This window comes from Companilactobacillus mindensis DSM 14500, assembly GCF_001434275.1.
Classification (GTDB): Bacteria; Bacillota; Bacilli; order Lactobacillales; family Lactobacillaceae; genus Companilactobacillus; species Companilactobacillus mindensis.
Map to the genome: position 1 here is coordinate 318 of NZ_AZEZ01000057.1, position 16,732 is coordinate 17,049.

16 protein-coding genes, 2 tRNA genes and 1 riboswitch are annotated in these 16,732 nt (G+C 38.1%); of the genes, 6 read left to right on the forward strand and 12 right to left on the reverse strand.

Annotated features, from left to right (window positions below):
* Window positions 1-82: 82 nt before the first annotated feature.
* From FD29_RS05355 to FD29_RS05370, 4 genes are all read right to left on the reverse strand, one after another.
* Window positions 83-155 (reverse strand) — tRNA-Thr (locus tag FD29_RS05355).
* Window positions 156-235: 80 nt separating this feature from the next.
* Window positions 236-308 (reverse strand) — tRNA-Asn (locus FD29_RS05360).
* Window positions 309-382: 74 nt separating this feature from the next.
* Window positions 383-1,672, reverse strand: a complete 1,290-nt coding sequence (gene serS / locus FD29_RS05365) for a serine--tRNA ligase (protein WP_057887925.1) — start codon at window positions 1,670-1,672, stop codon at window positions 383-385.
* Window positions 1,673-2,461: 789 nt separating this feature from the next.
* A complete protein-coding gene (locus tag FD29_RS05370; RefSeq protein ID WP_057887926.1) occupies window positions 2,462-3,910 on the reverse strand; it encodes an amino acid permease in 1,449 nt (482 codons plus the stop codon).
* 199 nt (window positions 3,911-4,109) lie between these two features.
* A riboswitch (Lysine riboswitch) is annotated at window positions 4,110-4,288 on the reverse strand.
* Window positions 4,289-4,380: 92 nt separating this feature from the next.
* Here FD29_RS05370 and FD29_RS11630 point away from each other — a divergent pair.
* Both FD29_RS11630 and FD29_RS05380 read left to right on the forward strand, forming a co-directional pair.
* On the forward strand, window positions 4,381-4,623 hold the full coding sequence (locus tag FD29_RS11630; RefSeq protein WP_057887927.1) for a hypothetical protein: 243 nt from the start codon (window positions 4,381-4,383) through the stop codon (window positions 4,621-4,623).
* Window positions 4,624-4,633: 10 nt separating this feature from the next.
* Window positions 4,634-5,896: a helix-turn-helix domain-containing protein gene (locus FD29_RS05380; protein WP_057887928.1), complete on the forward strand. Its 1,263-nt coding sequence runs from the start codon at window positions 4,634-4,636 to the stop codon at window positions 5,894-5,896.
* A gap of 382 nt (window positions 5,897-6,278) precedes the next feature.
* On the opposite strand, the gene FD29_RS05385 is transcribed toward FD29_RS05380, so the two are convergent.
* The 4 genes from FD29_RS05385 to FD29_RS05400 form a co-directional block, all read right to left on the reverse strand.
* Entirely contained in the window at window positions 6,279-6,788 is a 510-nt protein-coding gene (locus FD29_RS05385) for a hypothetical protein (protein ID WP_057887929.1), read from the reverse strand.
* Window positions 6,754-7,149 carry a hypothetical protein gene (locus FD29_RS05390; RefSeq protein ID WP_057887930.1) on the reverse strand — a complete coding sequence of 132 codons (396 nt, stop codon included), beginning with the start codon at window positions 7,147-7,149 and terminating at the stop codon, window positions 6,754-6,756. Before FD29_RS05390 ends, FD29_RS05385 begins: the two co-directional genes overlap by 35 nt.
* A gap of 125 nt (window positions 7,150-7,274) precedes the next feature.
* Window positions 7,275-7,739 (reverse strand): LPXTG cell wall anchor domain-containing protein, encoded by a 465-nt coding sequence (locus tag FD29_RS05395; RefSeq protein ID WP_057887931.1) that lies wholly within the window; start codon window positions 7,737-7,739, stop codon window positions 7,275-7,277.
* Between the two features lie 89 nt (window positions 7,740-7,828).
* Window positions 7,829-8,371, reverse strand: a complete 543-nt coding sequence (locus FD29_RS05400; RefSeq protein WP_057887932.1) for a GNAT family N-acetyltransferase — start codon at window positions 8,369-8,371, stop codon at window positions 7,829-7,831.
* A 101-nt stretch (window positions 8,372-8,472) separates the two neighbouring features.
* On the opposite strand from FD29_RS05400, the gene tpx reads away from it, so the two are divergent.
* Complete coding sequence (tpx, locus tag FD29_RS05405) at window positions 8,473-8,964, forward strand: thiol peroxidase (RefSeq protein ID WP_057887933.1); 492 nt, start codon at window positions 8,473-8,475, stop codon at window positions 8,962-8,964.
* A 470-nt stretch (window positions 8,965-9,434) separates the two neighbouring features.
* Here the strand turns inward: tpx and FD29_RS05410 are convergent, their stop codons facing one another.
* Window positions 9,435-10,196 carry a flavodoxin family protein gene (locus FD29_RS05410; RefSeq protein ID WP_057887934.1) on the reverse strand — a complete coding sequence of 254 codons (762 nt, stop codon included), beginning with the start codon at window positions 10,194-10,196 and terminating at the stop codon, window positions 9,435-9,437.
* A gap of 112 nt (window positions 10,197-10,308) precedes the next feature.
* Between FD29_RS05410 and FD29_RS05415 the strand changes: the two genes are divergently transcribed.
* Complete coding sequence (locus FD29_RS05415; protein ID WP_057887935.1) at window positions 10,309-10,950, forward strand: SDR family oxidoreductase; 642 nt, start codon at window positions 10,309-10,311, stop codon at window positions 10,948-10,950.
* A gap of 243 nt (window positions 10,951-11,193) precedes the next feature.
* Complete coding sequence (locus tag FD29_RS05420) at window positions 11,194-12,531, forward strand: NCS2 family permease (protein WP_057887936.1); 1,338 nt, start codon at window positions 11,194-11,196, stop codon at window positions 12,529-12,531.
* Between the two features lie 51 nt (window positions 12,532-12,582).
* Here FD29_RS05420 and FD29_RS05425 read toward each other — a convergent pair whose 3' ends face one another.
* The 3 genes from FD29_RS05425 to FD29_RS05440 all read right to left on the reverse strand — a co-directional run bounded on the left by FD29_RS05425 (window position 12,583) and on the right by FD29_RS05440 (window position 15,998).
* Window positions 12,583-12,987, reverse strand: a complete 405-nt coding sequence (locus FD29_RS05425; RefSeq protein ID WP_057887937.1) for a protein-export chaperone SecB — start codon at window positions 12,985-12,987, stop codon at window positions 12,583-12,585.
* A complete protein-coding gene (locus tag FD29_RS05430; RefSeq protein WP_057887938.1) occupies window positions 12,987-13,556 on the reverse strand; it encodes a helix-turn-helix domain-containing protein in 570 nt (189 codons plus the stop codon). Before FD29_RS05430 ends, FD29_RS05425 begins: the two co-directional genes overlap by 1 nt.
* Before the next feature lie 522 nt (window positions 13,557-14,078).
* A complete protein-coding gene (locus tag FD29_RS05440) occupies window positions 14,079-15,998 on the reverse strand; it encodes a heavy metal translocating P-type ATPase (RefSeq protein WP_057887940.1) in 1,920 nt (639 codons plus the stop codon).
* Between the two features lie 123 nt (window positions 15,999-16,121).
* Here FD29_RS05440 and FD29_RS05445 point away from each other — a divergent pair, with 123 nt between their 5' ends.
* Entirely contained in the window at window positions 16,122-16,481 is a 360-nt protein-coding gene (locus FD29_RS05445; protein WP_057887941.1) for an ArsR/SmtB family transcription factor, read from the forward strand.
* The last annotated feature ends 251 nt before the right edge of the window (window positions 16,482-16,732 follow it).

Consider the following 16,732-nt stretch of genomic DNA (forward strand, 5'->3'; position numbering starts at 1 on the left):
CCCAACCAACCAAATAAACATAAAAAAAAGAGAGACACTGAAATGTCCCTCTTGGGAGTTTAAATCATGTAATTATCAAGAATGCCGTGTGCAGGAGTCGAACCTGTGACCGCCGGTTTACGATACCGATGCTCTACCAACTGAGCTAACACGGCTTAATAAAAAAATACACCTAATCCAATTATGAACTAGATGTATTTAATGGAACACCTAGGTAAATCCTAAGTATTTATAACTCCGGTTGTCAGACTCGAACTGACGACAACCTGATTAACAGTCAGGTGCTCTACCAACTGAGCTAAACCGGAATAATTTAATAGCTCTTTAACAGAACTATTAAATCTTATCAATTTAAACGCCTAAGGTCAATAACTATTTGTAATTATTTTGCGTTTTCTTTGGTAATTTTTGTTACTCCACCCATATATGGTACTAAAACGTCAGGAATAGTTACAGAACCATCTTCATTTTGGTAATTTTCAAGGATTGCAGCAACGGTACGACCAGCAGCAAGACCAGAACCGTTCAATGTGTGAGCAAGTTTTGTCTTACCATTTTCGTCACGATATCTGATGTGAGCACGACGAGCTTGGAAATCAAGACAGTTAGAACAACTTGAAACTTCACGATACTTGTCTTGAGCAGGCATCCAAACTTCAAGATCGTATGTTTTAGCAGAACTAAAACTAGCATCCCCACTTGATAGCACGATAACGTGATATGGAAGGCCTAATTTTTGTAAAATGTTTTCTGCATTAGCAGTTAATTTTTCTAGTTCGTTGTATGATTCTTCAGGTTTTGAAACTTTAACCATTTCGACCTTATTGAATTGGTGCATACGGATCAATCCACGAGTATCACGGCCGGCTGAACCTGCTTCTGAACGGAAACATGGTGTCAAAGCTGTAACGTACTTAGGCAAGTCTTTTTCATCAAGGATCTTGTCAGCAAAGTAGTTTGTCAAAGGAACTTCGGCTGTAGGGATCAATGTCAATGGATTTTCGTCAACCATAACGGTATAAACGTCTTCCGTAAATTTAGGGAATTGACTTGTTCCAAACATAGCGCCGTTGTTTACCAAGTATGGAGGGATAACTTCGGTGTAGCCTTCCTTTTGGTGTTGATCCAACATGAAGTTATAAACAGCACGTTCTAGGCGAGCACCCATACCGATATAGTAAACGAAACGTGAGCCAGAAACTTTAGTAGCTTGCTCAAAGTCCAAGATACCTAGTTCTTCACCGATATCCCAGTGGTGACGAGGTTTGAAACCTTCCTTAGGGATAGCGCCGACTTTTCTGATTTCAACGTTAGTACTTTCATCAGGACCAACTGGTACAGAATCATCAGGAATATTAGGTAGACGTACTAAAATATAGTTCATCTTACCTTCAGCTTCTTCAAGTTCTTTATCGATCTTCTTGATATCGGCACCAACTTGTTTCATAGCAGCGATTTCATCTGAAGCATCTTCCTTGTTACGTTTCTTAGTAGCGATACCTTGAGAAACAGTATTTCTCTTTTCCTTCAAAGTTTCAGTCTTAACTAAGAGTTGACGACGAGTTTCGTCATAGCCTAACAATTCATCAATTTCATCACTTGTAACACCGCGTGAAGCAAGCTTGTTCTTGATATATTCAGGGTCTTTTCTGATCAACTTGATATCTAACATAGATACTCTCCTTTTAGTTTCTTTGGTTGTTGGTTTTTATAGACTGCCGCTTTCCACAAAAATTGAAATTTGGCTGGAACGCTGTGACCATCGATTTGAGGTGTTATCTAACTCCGCAAGGTTCGCGAAGTAAGATAGACTACCACGGCTGAGCCAATTTCCATTTTTGTTCCAAGCTAGGTTTATCAATAATTCGTCATATTATTTTTACGTCAAATAATATTTTTTCAATAAAACTAAACATTGATTTTCAAATTAGAAATATCCCCTACTAAATATTTAACTTAAATAATTAAGGAAAGAATATTCCCAATGCCAATCAAATTTAAAATAAACCCAGTCGTAGCGAAAGCAATTCGGGGCTCAGCCGCGGTAGGCTCTTATGGCGTACTTTGCCAGCTTAGAGCCAGACAAGCTTCAAAACAATTCGTAGAATTGGTTCGAAGTTGCTCTCACAGCGTTCCAGCCCCGATATTGCCGAGCGGAGATGGCAGTGAACAAATAAACAACAAAATTTAAAAACAAAACAAATAAAAAAGGCCGAAACATCCCTATAAAGGGACGAATCGACCATTCGCGGTACCACCCAGTTTCAGCGTATAAAAATACACTGCACTTTCAAGATTTTATCGGATCCAACCGAACGGCATTACCCGTTACTAGAATGCTGGAATAGAAACCTTAACGATTCACACCGACCATCGTCTCTCTGAAAGGTTTATGAGTAGGCACTCTTATAGTTTTATTTATTCTTTGTTTATCATAATTTAATCTAGCTTAAATTTCAACCTAATATTTGTGATGTTCCTTCACATGAGCAACATCGATATCTTCTAGCTTCAAGAACTTCGTCTTGTGACGGATCTTGTAGTAAGCCCAGCAGACGAACAAAATGATCAAGCCACTGTAACTGATCAACAAACGACCAATATTGAAGTCAACCATTGAACGTACATCTTGACCCAAGATAATGATAATACCTAAGATAATGGCCAAAATTGGTCCAAATGGGAACCACTTAGCTTTATACTTCAAGTCATCTAAACTGTAACCTTTAGACAAGTAAGCTCTTCTGAAACGATAGTGAGAAAAGGCAATTCCCAACCAAGCGATAAATCCAGTCAAACCAGAAGCAGCAACTAGCAATTCATAGAATGAATCACCATACAAACTGGTGAACAGAGCAATTCCACCAATCAAAGCTGTCAATAGCAATGAGAAGACTGGAACGCCACGGCCATTAGTTTTTTGGAAAGCCTTTGGTGCCATGCCTTGTTTACTCATTGACCAAAGCATCCGACTAGCGGCGTAAAGTCCTGAGTTGGCGGCTGAAATAACTGATGTCAAAATAACCGCATTCATAACGCCAGCAGCCAAAGGAATACCAACTTTCTTGAAGACAATGGTAAATGGACTGATAGCAATATCGCCCGCACCTGATCCTAGTAAATTAGGACTTGTATAAGGAATCAAGGCACCGATAACGGCGATCGACAAAATGTAAAATAGCAAAATTCTCCAAAAGACTTGTTTGATAGCCTTAGGAATACTCTTTTCAGGCGTTGCTGATTCACCAGCAGTAATACCGATCAACTCAGTTCCCTGGAACGAGAACCCAGCAACAACGAAGACGCTTAGGATTGCCGGAACTCCTCCGACAAATGGTGCTTTCTTATATGTGTAGTTTGATAGACCAACTGCACCGTGACCACCAAGGATACCCATGATAGTCAAAATACCGACGATCAAGAAGATAATAACAGCGGTAACTTTAATTGATGACAACCAGTATTCCGTTTCACCAAAGGAACCAACTGAAATAAAATTAATTATTAGCAAGACGATCATGAAGGTTAAACTGATTTTCCATGAAGTCCAACTTGGGAACCAATATTTCACAACCAAAGAAATTGTTGATAAATCGACCGCCAAGGTAATGGCCCAATTGAACCAATAGTTCCAACCTAGTGCAAATCCAAAGGCAGGATCGATAAATTTTGTAGCATATGTCGCAAATGAGCCTGAGACCGGCATGTAAGTTGCCATCTCGCCCAAACTAGTCATCAAAAAGTAAACCATGATACCGATAGCCACATAAGCTATCAAAGCTCCTCCCGGACCAGCTGTTGAAATTGAAGAACCACTCGCTACGAACAAGCCAGTTCCGATTGACCCACCAAGTGCGATCATTGACAAATGACGGGTCTTCAACGACCTATTCACATCATTATTTTCCATCTTTCATTCCCCTTTATATGGATACAAAAAAATCCTTATTATCAGAGGAACTACTGACAATAAGGACTATAATTATCCCATTAATCAATAGCTCAACGAACTGTAGAAAGTTTGAAGCCGTAACAATAATCCCAAGTCTATAAAACTAACGGATCACACGCAAAAAATGCCTGTAATCTGTGTAGCTGAGTAAACCTCGGAAGTCACTCGCTCTCCACTCTTTACAAAACGACAGTCTAGCACCTATTAAGCACCAGCCCAATCAAATTACCAAGTAGGGATAATTGATTTCGGCAAGCTTTCCTTTCATATTTTTTCAAAGTACCCTATCCGCACTCCAAAATACTAATAATAAAGAATTGCACCTCTATCTGATTACAAAACATTATAAATAAATGTTAAGATAGTAGCAAGTAGTGTTTCGTATATTATTAGATTTTTTTAATTTAAACGTTACCGGGGGAAGACAAATGTTGGAGCAAATTTTCTTAGTTAAGCAAGACGTAGAAAAATACCGCATGCTTACTGTAATAAAATCATTACCTCCTCGTGAAGTAAATTTAAGTAATATTAGTAACAGATTGCAATTTACATACCAAAAGACATACAACATCTTTCAGGCACTGCTTGAAGATCTCGCTGACGTCGCACCCGATATCGATCCCAGCGATACTAAAATCGATATGTATCAATTTCAAATTAATTTCAATTGATACATATCGATTGTATTTAGTTAAGAATTCAGTTGTCTTTCAAGCTTTTAATTACGGTTTGACCAGCGCCAATCCGTCGTTTGAAAGCTTTAGTAATGAACATTTCACCAGTAAATCAACCCTCAACCGGCGGATGTCGAAATTTAGAGCCTTTCTCAAAAACTTTGGCCTCAAAATTTCAAACTCAACCCTTGAGATCAAAGGCAATGAGAAGAATATCCGTTGGATGGCATACTATGTTTACTGGTACACATATCATGGGCAAGAATGGCCCTTTGGTTTGATTCAAGAGAATTCAATCGACCAAATCATCGCCCGTTCGGGAATCAAGTTCGACAATCCCATCGTGCACTTCCAACTCAAATACTTCTTGGCAATTTCAAGAATCCGTTTGATCAAACGCAACTACATCGATGAATTGCCTTATTATAGTGTCGTCTTTGGCAACCAGATGCTTGGTGGCGATATTTTGACCCACGAAGATTATCCAATCGTACCTGTCGATGCCTTAGATAGTGAAAATAAATTGATCAACCTCTTCAGAAGAACTGCTTTTCAACCTAGTGATACTGCTTTTGAGCAACCAATCAACGCGGATGCCAGAATCAATCCCAAGTTTTATGCGCTCGTTTATCACTTTATAGATTTTTTGAAGGAACACTATCACGATGATATGACAGTTTACCATGACCAAAAGACTTTGAAGCACATTATGACGTACGTAACGCGTGACATTGTCTTCTATTACATCATGGCACCTTATTCCATCATGCACTTGGACACGATGTACAACAATGATGACGAACGAAATTACACCGACCTTTACAAAGATATTTATACCTTCTTCTCCAGCGTTGATCAGAATGAATTCCCTGGTATTTACAACGCCGCTGAGTTGATTTCGAGAAACCTTTATCAAGTCTTACCTAGTTATATTTCTACTATCAGACAAGAAGATATTATCAATGTCAAAGTCTTAATCGACCCCGGTAACCAAGCCGCTGAAGTTGTTTTGAGAAATATCAAAACTTTGGAATTCGTCAGAGTCGTTCCAAGTAACGTTTATGAAGACGTCGATGTCTTGATCACTTCACTGGATGTGTTGCCTTTGGATATCGAAAAGAAAAAGTATCCTAAAAATCTCAAAGTTATTTCTTGGGATATTTCTTCCACGAGACCGGACTACATCTGGTTGTTGATCCAATTGAATCAAGTTTATGTTAAAAAGTTAAAAGAAAAAATTGAGAATAACAAAAAAATAAAAGCACTTTAAAAATCAGGTTCTTTTTCAAGTTTGATTGTTCACTGCCGTCTTCCATGAAATCCCGGCGGATGCTCAGCCGGGATTCCATTCCAGACTAAACGGTTTTTTGTTTATTTTACATTGGGTAGTATCAAAATTTTAGATCTAATGATTCAATATTTTATTTAAAACAATGCTGAAATAGGTCATCCATTTTTTGGGTGGCCTATTAATTTACCTAAATAACTTTATATAAATATAAGTGCGTCAAGAACCAAAATCAGTCCATTCAATGGGCTGATTTTTTATTTTGCGATAAATAATTATATTTATCTCTTATATCAAAATCTTGGTTGCATTTTAAAAATAGAAAATACTATTGTTAATCTTTAATTAACATTCTTATTTAATATTAAGGTTGTGTTGTAACGTTTGGTTTTGCTGATAGAGTCCATGTAATAGGTGCATTCAATGATTTAACAGTAGCTGTCTTACCATCACCAATGCCATCACCAATCTTCAATGTAGCACCTGCAGGGTTAGTACCATCAGCCTTTACGAATTTAGCTGTGTATTGACCTTGTACATAACTTGCACCCATTGTTGCTTGATCAACATTCATGATTTGAGCAGCGTCACCTTTTTCTTCCAAAGTGTTGTCAATAGTCTTCAAATCACCACTTGTACCATTAGCATATGTTGTCTTACCATTTGTAATATCTTGTGGTAGTAAGTGTAGTTCAAATGCTGATGTTGCACCTGAAGCTTTGTTACTTGAATCAACAAATTCACCAAGTCCAGCTTGAAGTGTGAATCCTGTAGCACCGTCAGCATTATCTGTACTCTTTGGTGCACGTGATTCTAGAACCGTCAATTCACCATTACTGTTACCATCTGTAGCACCGTGCAGTTGTACCGTCACCTCTTGTGTTATCTACCAAGTCCTTTGTTTGACCTGATACTGCTGTACCAAAGTTAAAGTCAGGAACTTGATCAAGTACTAAGACACCACTAATAACATTTACTGAAGCATTTGATGTACCACTTGCAACACCATCGGCCTTAGTTGTACCATCGGCTTTCAAACCATCATAAGCAATTGCTAATTGATTACCATCGTGTAGTGAATTCAATGTTGTCTTATCAACACCAACAACTGTTCCATCGTCATTAACGTGTCCTGTTGTCGTAGCAGCTTGTGCTGTTAATGCTGGTGCCACCAAACTTAGAACCATACCTGCTGATGCTAATGAACCTGCTAAAACCTTACTTGATAATTTCATGATATATCCTCCCTGATATAGAAAATTATTTTTTTGTTTTTGTCTTTCTTGATTACAATTAGATAATAACAAATTTTACAAGCTGTACATCTCATTATTTGTAAAAGTTATTTATCAGAATTGAATCACTTTGAAGCTTGTAAGAACCACAAGTTTTTCCGTAACTTGTAACCGTAAAAAGCGAATAGACCAATCAGAATCGTAAAACCAGTTATGATTAATCCGGTGTCATGTGCATCCCCTGTTTGTGGGTACGTCGACATATTATTGATCTTTACTGAAGGAGCAAAATCAGTATTGACCTGCTTTGCTTCAGTTCCAGTACTTGTACCAGTATTATCACCATTTAAAACCACGCTACTATTTGCACCGCCGCCGTCTAAGCCAGAATCATCATTAGCTTGAGCAGCGACAACTGCAACCGGTGCGGATCTATTGGCGCCACCTCCAGTAGTACTGTCAGATTCAGCGATTACATGCGTAAGACTAAATCCTCCAATCACACCCAACAATATAACGGCAATTGCGAAGAAACCGACTACTCGCTTTTTGACTGTGAGACTTTTATTGGATCTCATTTTTCTCTTCATCTCTAAAACCTCTCATCAAAAGTCTTGTCTGTTTTCTCCTTACGCTTTGTATAATACCATCTGTACACACCCTTTCAATTCCGAAATAGTTAAGAATTCTTTACAAGAAGTGAATCATTCTTTAAAAGAAAGTATTTAACAGGATTGCTTTGCCCAGTGTATGGTAGCGTTTGCTCAGCTTCATAGATATATTTAAATTGCAAACTTTCCAACAACTTTTGTGGAACCAAATTGGCTTTTTCTGTTGATGCCCAAATTTCTGTTAGTTTTAGGTCGTTAAAACCGTGATCTATCAAGAGTTTGACTGCTTCTTTGGCATAACCTTGTTGTCGAAAGCTTCTATTAATAACGAAACCGATTTCACGCGTTGGCAATAATTCTGCTGATTCTCCCCTTTTATTCAATTCAACTATTCCGATCATTTTGTCCGTATCGACCAAAGAAATAGCGTAAGCACCGTCTCTTCTTTGATACATATCAAGGAGATTACGACCAAAGTCTACATCCTCGGTATACTCCAGTCCAGCTAAATCATGATTATCTTTGTCCTTGACCAGTTCAAAAAATTGTTCTTGGTCGGACGTGTCAAAATTACGTATTTTTATGTTTTTTCCTATTAGTGTTAAAGTCATTTTTTATCCTCGCTTGAATTGATTTGCAATCTAATTTCTGGCTTTTTGATTTGGGCTCACTTATAGTAAATCTTAGTTAAAAATGAAAGGTGTGATTCTGTATGGATTTGGAATTTAAAGGCAATACTATCTCAACATTGGGCAAGCCGTTGAACGTAGGTGACAAATTCCCTGACTTTACCGTATTAGACAAGGACAACAACGAGGTCAAATTAACTGACCTACTAGACAAGCCCCTTTTGATCAGTACCGTTCCTAATATTGATACACGTGTATGTAGTATTCAAACTAAGCGCTTCAACGAAGAAGTCGGCAAACACTCCGGCATCAATTTCGTAACCATTTCAACCAACAGCGTTGAAGATCAATCTCATTGGTGTGCAGCCGAAAACGTCAAGAATATGAAGATGCTCTCAGATGTAAATCACGACTTCGGTGAAAAATCTAACCTCTGGGTAAAAGACCTCGACATCATTGCCCGCTCAGTTTGGGTAGTCGATCAAAATCAACAAATCATTTACTCAGAAATCATGCCAGTTCAAACTGACGAACCTAACTACGAACAAGTACTCGACCAAGTAAACCAAATGTAATTATCAGAGAGTGGAGCAAGCCGTTTAGATTCCGAGCAATTGCCTAAGACTGGGAATTATCTACCCGCTTTTGGTAGATGATTTTCAGGCTGTAGCAATGCACAGGAATCTGGCTTGTGTAACTCGTTTTGATCAGAGAGTGAAAAAAGCTGGTCAACTTTTGAGTATTTACCTAATTTAATAACAAACAATATTCAACCTCCACAATCAAATGATTATGGAGGTTTTTTTATATCTTCAAATTTCAATACATATTAAAAATCAACACCCCAGTCCGGAGCGAAAATCGGAATTGGCTCAGCCGTGGAAGGCTCTAAGCTGGCGTATCTTGCCAGCTTAGAGCCAGACAAGCTTCAAAACAATTCGCAGAATTGGTTCGAAGTTGCTCTCACAGCGTTCCAGCCAAATTCCGATTTTTGTGGAGGACGGCATCCTTCAACCATCCCAATTTAAGCACTTAATTTAACGCTTTAACGTCGACGATGCTTCATAAAAGTAACAAAGTGCAAAATACAAGCCAGCAAGACAAAAAAGATAATCGTAAAACTGAGATAATTCAACCAGAAATTACCACTGACCCATGGTGCCAACGGTATTTGAATTCCCATCGTCAATAATGCCATCACAGCAATCATAAAAAACAGTTGAATATATCGTTTCACAGTAGAATCATCCTTTCTCTTCCTAACTGAGATCTTTTTAGCATATTTGTGACACAGTTTCTTCTTATTATTAGGCAATGTTTTCATGCCAAAGGTACCAGGCAAGACGATCTCGCCAACTTTGATCACACCGGCAGCTGACATCACTCGATCAATCGTCCGAAAAGCTTCATCAGTCACACCAGTCAAAAAGTTCTCGGTCGTCGATACATAACAAGAACCGATACTCAAATAATGTTTATTTTTGAACGGTCCAGGTATCGTATCGCCATTCTCTTTAAAGTAGACAAATTTAGGCCGCATGCAATCGAAGAAATTTTTCAACACACCTGACAAACCCCGAAAATAAGTTGGTGCCGCAAAGACCCAGACATCACTGGCCATTAGCTTTTTGGCCAATTCATTCAAAACCAGATTATCTTCGTGATACTTGTGTGGCGTGATTTGATAATTTTCCAAATAAATCGTTTCCGTTTCTACCCCAGAGTCCACGTTGTCCAAGACCTCGGATAGCATCTGTGCATTCAAGCCGTGCTCTTGATGTGAAGCCAATATTCCTAATATTTTCATCCCACCATCCCCTTTGTATATCAGTCTAATATAACCCCTTAGAAGATTCAAAACACTGGCTTTATTAAAAATTTGTTGCTACAGTATGGTTAAATAAGGAGGTTTTTGATATATGAAGGTTCTTATTATTGGTGCACATGGAAAAGTTGGGCACTTGTTAATTGGCGAATTACAATCAAGAAACATCGATTTTGTTGCTGGATTGCGGTCTCAAGAACAGATCAAAGCCTATGAAGAAAATAACATTGCAACACAATTTATCGATTTAACTGCTTCACTCGACAGTATCAAAGATTCCATCGAAGCATCTGGAGCTGACGTGATCGTCTTCTCAGCTGGTGCTGGCGGTGCTGGTTACGACATGACGCTTCAAATCGATCTCGACGGTGCTATCAAGACAATGATGGTTGCTGAAGCTATCGGTATCAAACGTTACATCATGGTCAGTTCACTCTTCAGTGACAACCGCAACAAGTGGGACGCGTCAGGTATCAAACCATACATGATTGCTAAACACTACGCTGACGATCATTTGCGTGGAACTAATCTCGACTACACGATCATTCACCCAGGTGGATTGACTGATGATGATGGTACTGGCAAAATCAAACTTTTGGGCAAAGACGAAGCTGGCAGTATCCCTAGAGCCGACGTTGCTAAGGCCTTAGCTTTGATCATCCAGAATTCAAACACAATCGGTAAAGAATACACCTTTGCCAGTGGCGATGAACCAGAAGAAGATATTTTCGATTAAAACAGAATTTCTTGGTCCCTTGAAAAGAGGCATTTCACATTTAGAAACGTGGAATGCCTCTTTGTTTATAATTATTCGATGTTTTACATCTAAAATTAATCAATCAGCATAAAAATATCTATTTTTGTAAGTTATTCCGAACTATTTTGTACATTTTACAAATATTAATCGTATTTTAGTTGTGTATTTTCATAATATCTGTAATACTTACTAAGTAATATAAAAACCTTAGGGGGTTATATCATGGAAACTGATTCAAACAATCTTAGTTTCGTTGAAAGACTTTTCCACCTCAAAGAAGCTAACACAACTGTCAGACGTGAAGTTTTAGCCGGACTGACTACTTTCGTTTCAATGGCTTACATCTTATTCGTTAATCCGCAAGTCTTGGGGACTGCTGGTATGGATAAGGGTGCCGTCTTCACTGCTACTGCTCTTTCTGCAATTTTAGGTTCTGTTTTAATGGCACTGCTTGCCAATTATCCGATTGCTATTGCGCCAGGACTTGGTGACAATGCTTTCTTCACTTATTCCGTTGTTTTAGCCATGGGTATTCCTTGGCAAACGGCGATGGCTGGCGTATTCATGTCCAGTATTCTATTCTTATTGATCTCCGTTCTAAAACTACGTGAATTAGTCATCGATTCGATCCCACACGATTTGAAATTAGCGATGGCTTCAGGTATCGGTTTGTTCATCGCCTTCGTTGGTTTACAAGGTGGTGGCCTAGTTACTGGTAGTAAATCGACCCTCGTTGAAATGGGGTCATTAACTGTTCCTACTACTTGGTTGACTATCTTCGGTTTAGTTGTAACTGGTCTCTTGATGGCCAAAAAAGTTCCTGGTTCAATTTTTATCGGTATGGTTTTGACAACTATCGTCGGTTTAGTAACTAAATTGATTCCTTTACCAAAACAAATCATCTCAACGATTCCTAGTATGAAACCAACTTTTGGTGTCGGTATCGCTCACATGCCTGACTTGGCTGATCCCAAACTCTGGTCCGTCGTGCTAGTCTTCTTGTTAGTTGCCTTCTTTGATACTGCCGGTACTTTGATCGGTTTAGCTGAACAAGCTGGCTTTATGAAAGACAACAAGATGCCTCGTATCGGTCGAGCTTTGATGGCTGATTCGATCTCAATGCTCGGTGGTGCTGTGATGGGTACTACACCAACTGCTGCTTACGTTGAATCATCTGCTGGTATCGCTGTCGGTGGTCGAACTGGTCTGACTTCTCTAGTTGTCAGCGTAATGTTTGCGGTTGCCATGTTCTTCTCACCACTATTGACCGTCGTTACTTCTAACGTTACCGCTCCAGTCTTGATCATCGTTGGTATTTTGATGGCTCAATCAATGAAACAAATCAACTGGAACAAATTCGAAATTGCCATGCCAGCTTTCTTAACTATCGTTGGTATGCCACTTACTTATAACATCTCTTACGGATTTGCTTTTGGAATTCTCTTCTACCCTCTAACAATGTGGGCTGCTGGACGTCGCAAGGAAGTTACGCCTATTATGTATATCCTGTTCTTCGTCTTTATTCTCTTGCTATACACGATCAATGTTTTACCTAAATAATTCCAACAAAAAAACTCTTCGAAAAGTTAATTTTCGGAGAGCTTTTTTTGTCTAATTTTTTTCTTTTAATACTTCACCAACATTTATCGTTGGCATATTATAACCAGGAAATTCATTTGACGAGGTGGTTAATGTGGCTACTAAAGAACGAATATAAGGATACAATATAGCAACTGCATTATTCCTTATAAATACATCAACTCCCATATTGTTTTCATCTTGATCCGCATTGTATACAAAAGTACCTTCTACTGCACACTTTACTTCAAAAGGCATAGATTCATCGTCTAATGAACCCACTTTCACATACAAATTCACTTCAATTTTATTATCCTGTACGTTGTTTTCAACTTTTAGTTTAGGATTCAGAAATAGATTCTTCTCTTTTTTAAAATTAGGATTACTTTTATAACTCATTTCTTTTACTTTATAACCATTAAACTCCAAAACTGCCATTAAGCCGCATCTCCTAAAGTTACGTAATTATATAATGAAAATTTATTCGTATTTTCTTTATACTTCTCTGATTCGTCAATTAATGAATCGGAAAATTCACTCTTCTGAGCCAATTCTTTATTGATCAACTCTGTAAAATCATTCGACAAGTTTTTTCCGAATAAATCACCCGTTGTATCATATTTATCTCTAGCTAATTTAAACAATCTATCTTGATATTTTGTTTGAACCCTTTGATTATTTTCAATTTGATTCAGATTAGCATAGCCTAGTCCAAGTTCACCAGCAAATTCACGTACATTTAGCTTTAAATCATTTTGTAATTTCTTTATCTCTTCAGGTTTCATAAAATCATTTCGTTCTCGGTAAGCATCAAAATCCAATTTTACATTCTCCATAGGATTATCAAAATCACCCCATAGTTCACCATCTGAATCCATCCAATAATGGTGTGTTACTAATAAATCATTTACTTCTTTTACTCTGCTTTTCTCTATAATCCATTTTTCAGTATATTCTTCAGTTATTTCTTTTTCTGGATTGTAAAATTCTTTTTTCATCATTTTCATTATCTATACCTCAAAAATAATAGGAGAATCAATAAATTACTCATTCAAATGGTAAATTCATTGAATATTCTTGTTCATGGATCGATATCCAAAATATCACTCCATTGGGTTTATCTTGAAACTTTAAATAACAATCTAAGTCGGATATTTTTAGTCCAAATACCCAAATATCTCCGGGTATCGGTGGCGTATGATCATCCATTAAGGGGCCAGAATTATAATTACGCCAAGACAATTGATGATATATATCATCAAATAAAACATCACTATCCATACCAAGAGCAGAAAGAGTTCTAAGATTCTTGGAACGTGTACTTAGTACCCATGTATCTCTTCTACTCTTAATTTTGTTCACTATATTTTGTATCTCTTTGGGATTGGTCACTTTTCATCACTCATCCGTAATACATAATCCGAAGCTAATTATATACTAGCATATTTTGTTACTCATGAATAACAAATAGAATTGATTACTCATCAAAAAAGTTCCGAAACCATAAAGATTTCAGAACTGATAGTTTTTTATTTATCAAAATTAATGAACTGCAAACGAATGGCATTCAACACTGCAATGATAGTAACACCAACGTCAGCGAAAACAGCTTGCCACATATTGACCATCCCTAAGGCACCAAGCAATAGGAACATGATCTTGATCGTCAAAGCGAAAGAAATATTTTGAGTTACGATTCGACGAGTTTTTTTGGCAATTTTGATGGCTTTAGAAACTTTGGAAGGTTCGTCGCCCATGATGACAATATCGGCAGCTTCAACTGCGGCATCTGAACCCAAGCCACCCATAGCAAAACCAATATCGGCAGTTGCCAGTACAGGCGTATCGTTGATACCATCCCCTACGAAAGCAACCTTCTTATTATCTTTGTGCGATTCTGTCAAAAGTTCATTAACGATTTCAACTTTGTTTTCGGGCAACAAGTTAGTGTAGACATCACTCATGTGCAACTTCTTAGCAATGGCTGTACCGACTTTTTCATTGTCACCGGTCAACATGACTGTCTTGTTGATACCGCGGTTATTGAGCAATTCGATGGCTTTTTGAGCATCTTCTTTAGGTTCATCGGCAATAACAATATCACCCCAGAACTTGCCATCAACAGCCACGTAAACGATAGTTCCAATTGCATCAGCTTCAGTGAATTCAATTCCATCAGCCTTCATAGCTTTGGCATTACCGACCACGACCTTTTGACCATTGATCAAAGCTGTTAAACCGTGACCTGCCTGTTCATTAGCGTCTTCGATAGATAACAATTTGCCAGTGTAAGCCTTCATGATCGAAACAGCGATTGGGTGCGTTGAATTCTGTTCAACACTAGCGGCCATTTGTAATAATTGATCTTTAGCAATCCCGGCTTGAGAAGCAACGTCAACGACTGAGAATTGACCTTTTGTCAAAGTACCCGTCTTGTCAAAAGCCACTGCATCGACACTGTTCAAAGCTTCCAAGTAATTGCTACCTTTGACCAAGATACCTTGTTTGGAAGCAGCTCCGATCCCACCGAAGAAACTCAATGGCACCGAGATAACCAACGCACATGGACATGAAATAACTAAGAAAATCAAAGCCCGGTAGATCCAAACGTTCCAGCTGCCTTGAGCAAGCAATGGTGGTAAAATCGCCAAGGAAACAGCCGCAATCACTACGATTGGTGTGTAAATTTTGGCAAACTTAGTAATGAATTTTTCCGTGTCAGCTTTTTTGTTGCTGGCATTTTGAACCAAGTCCAAAATTTTGGCTACAGTTGAATCATTGTAAATTTTAGTTACTTTGATTTGTAAAGTTCCGTTTTGGTTGATAGAACCACTCAAGGCTTCATCGCCGACTTTGATATTTTGAGGCATTGATTCCCCGGTCAAAGCTGACGTATCAACTGATGATTGACCTAAAACGACCGTTCCGTCCAAAGGAATCTTTTCACCCGGTTTAACGACGATGATCTGACCAATTTGAACTTTGCTAGGATCAACGACTTGCGTCTTACCATTTAATTTCAACGTGGCGAAAGCTGGCTTAACTTCCAACAAGGCTGAAATGGACTTCTTGGAATTATTGACAGCCACATCTTCAAAGACATTTCCCAATTCATAGAACAACATAACGGCAATGGCTTCGGGATATTGTCCCAAGATGATTGCCCCGATAGTTGCAATACTCATCAAGAAATTCTCATCGAAAATCTCTCCATGGAAAAGGTTTCTGACGGCAGTATAAACGATTCTAGCCCCGATCACCAAGTAAGCTGTGATGAATAATCCGATAGCGGCCGGTTCCGAAAATAGAGAACTAGAGCCTATTAGTAGTAAAATAAAAGAAATCAATAAACGAATGATCGTTACTTTAGCTTCTTTAGTAAGTTCATTTTTTATACGTTTTTGTTTTTTCTTTGCCTTATACTCAGTTTGGACATTGTATAACTTCATGAGAATATCCTCCTTTTGAAAAGGTTTACATGCTCATTTGAATATATGAGCAATCATTCATATATAAATTATAATATAATAGGTTCTAGCTAATTTCAACCTAATTACACAAGAGGACAATTTATGCCAGAAAATAATTTTGAGCTTGAACACCAAAAAGCTCTACACAATTTAAAACAAAATATACCCAGTGATACTGACCTCGAAGCCATGGTCAACATCTTCAAAGCGTTTGGCGATATGACTCGTGTAAAAATAATTCTTGCCTTGGCAGAAACACCATTAAGCGTTGGCGAAATCGCTGATACCCTTGATATGAGTCAGTCTTCGATCTCACACCAGTTGAGTATTTTAAAACAACTCAATCTTGTTTCTAACGCGAGACGCGGACGTAACATCCACTATCGTTTGAGCGATCAACATATTATCACGATTTTTAAACAAACTCAGGAGCATATTATTGAGGATGATAATGACTTTTAAACCGCTAATTTTTAGCGGTTTTTTTTTGCAACAAAAAAAGGTAGGAAATGCCTACCTTAGGTTCTTTTTCAACTTTGGTTACATACAATTATTTATATATACTAATACTACTAATGTAAAACAAATAAAAACCGTTTAGTCTGGAATGGAATCCCGGCGGATGCTCAGCCGTGGTAATCTTATCTTACTTCGCGAACTTTGCGGAGTTAGATAACACCTCGAATTTGAGACAATTTGAACTTCAATTGGCT

Bases quoted from the DNA above. Each gene is read 5' to 3' on its own strand.
- tpx (WP_057887933.1), top strand. From the start codon at position 8,473: ATGGATTTGGAATTTAAAGGCAATACTATCTCAACATTGGGCAAGCCG.
- FD29_RS05425 (WP_057887937.1), bottom strand. From the start codon at position 12,987: ATGGCAGTTTTGGAGTTTAATGGTTATAAAGTAAAAGAAATGAGTTAT.
- FD29_RS11630 (WP_057887927.1), top strand. From the start codon at position 4,381: ATGTTGGAGCAAATTTTCTTAGTTAAGCAAGACGTAGAAAAATACCGC.
- FD29_RS05395 (WP_057887931.1), bottom strand. From the start codon at position 7,739: ATGAAGAGAAAAATGAGATCCAATAAAAGTCTCACAGTCAAAAAGCGA.
- FD29_RS05420 (WP_057887936.1), top strand. From the start codon at position 11,194: ATGGAAACTGATTCAAACAATCTTAGTTTCGTTGAAAGACTTTTCCAC.
- FD29_RS05415 (WP_057887935.1), top strand. From the start codon at position 10,309: ATGAAGGTTCTTATTATTGGTGCACATGGAAAAGTTGGGCACTTGTTA.
- FD29_RS05445 (WP_057887941.1), top strand. From the start codon at position 16,122: ATGCCAGAAAATAATTTTGAGCTTGAACACCAAAAAGCTCTACACAAT.
- FD29_RS05440 (WP_057887940.1), bottom strand. From the start codon at position 15,998: ATGAAGTTATACAATGTCCAAACTGAGTATAAGGCAAAGAAAAAACAA.
- FD29_RS05430 (WP_057887938.1), bottom strand. From the start codon at position 13,556: ATGAAAATGATGAAAAAAGAATTTTACAATCCAGAAAAAGAAATAACT.
- FD29_RS05410 (WP_057887934.1), bottom strand. From the start codon at position 10,196: ATGAAAATATTAGGAATATTGGCTTCACATCAAGAGCACGGCTTGAAT.
- FD29_RS05390 (WP_057887930.1), bottom strand. From the start codon at position 7,149: ATGAAATTATCAAGTAAGGTTTTAGCAGGTTCATTAGCATCAGCAGGT.
- serS (WP_057887925.1), bottom strand. From the start codon at position 1,672: ATGTTAGATATCAAGTTGATCAGAAAAGACCCTGAATATATCAAGAAC.
- FD29_RS05370 (WP_057887926.1), bottom strand. From the start codon at position 3,910: ATGGAAAATAATGATGTGAATAGGTCGTTGAAGACCCGTCATTTGTCA.
- FD29_RS05400 (WP_057887932.1), bottom strand. From the start codon at position 8,371: ATGACTTTAACACTAATAGGAAAAAACATAAAAATACGTAATTTTGAC.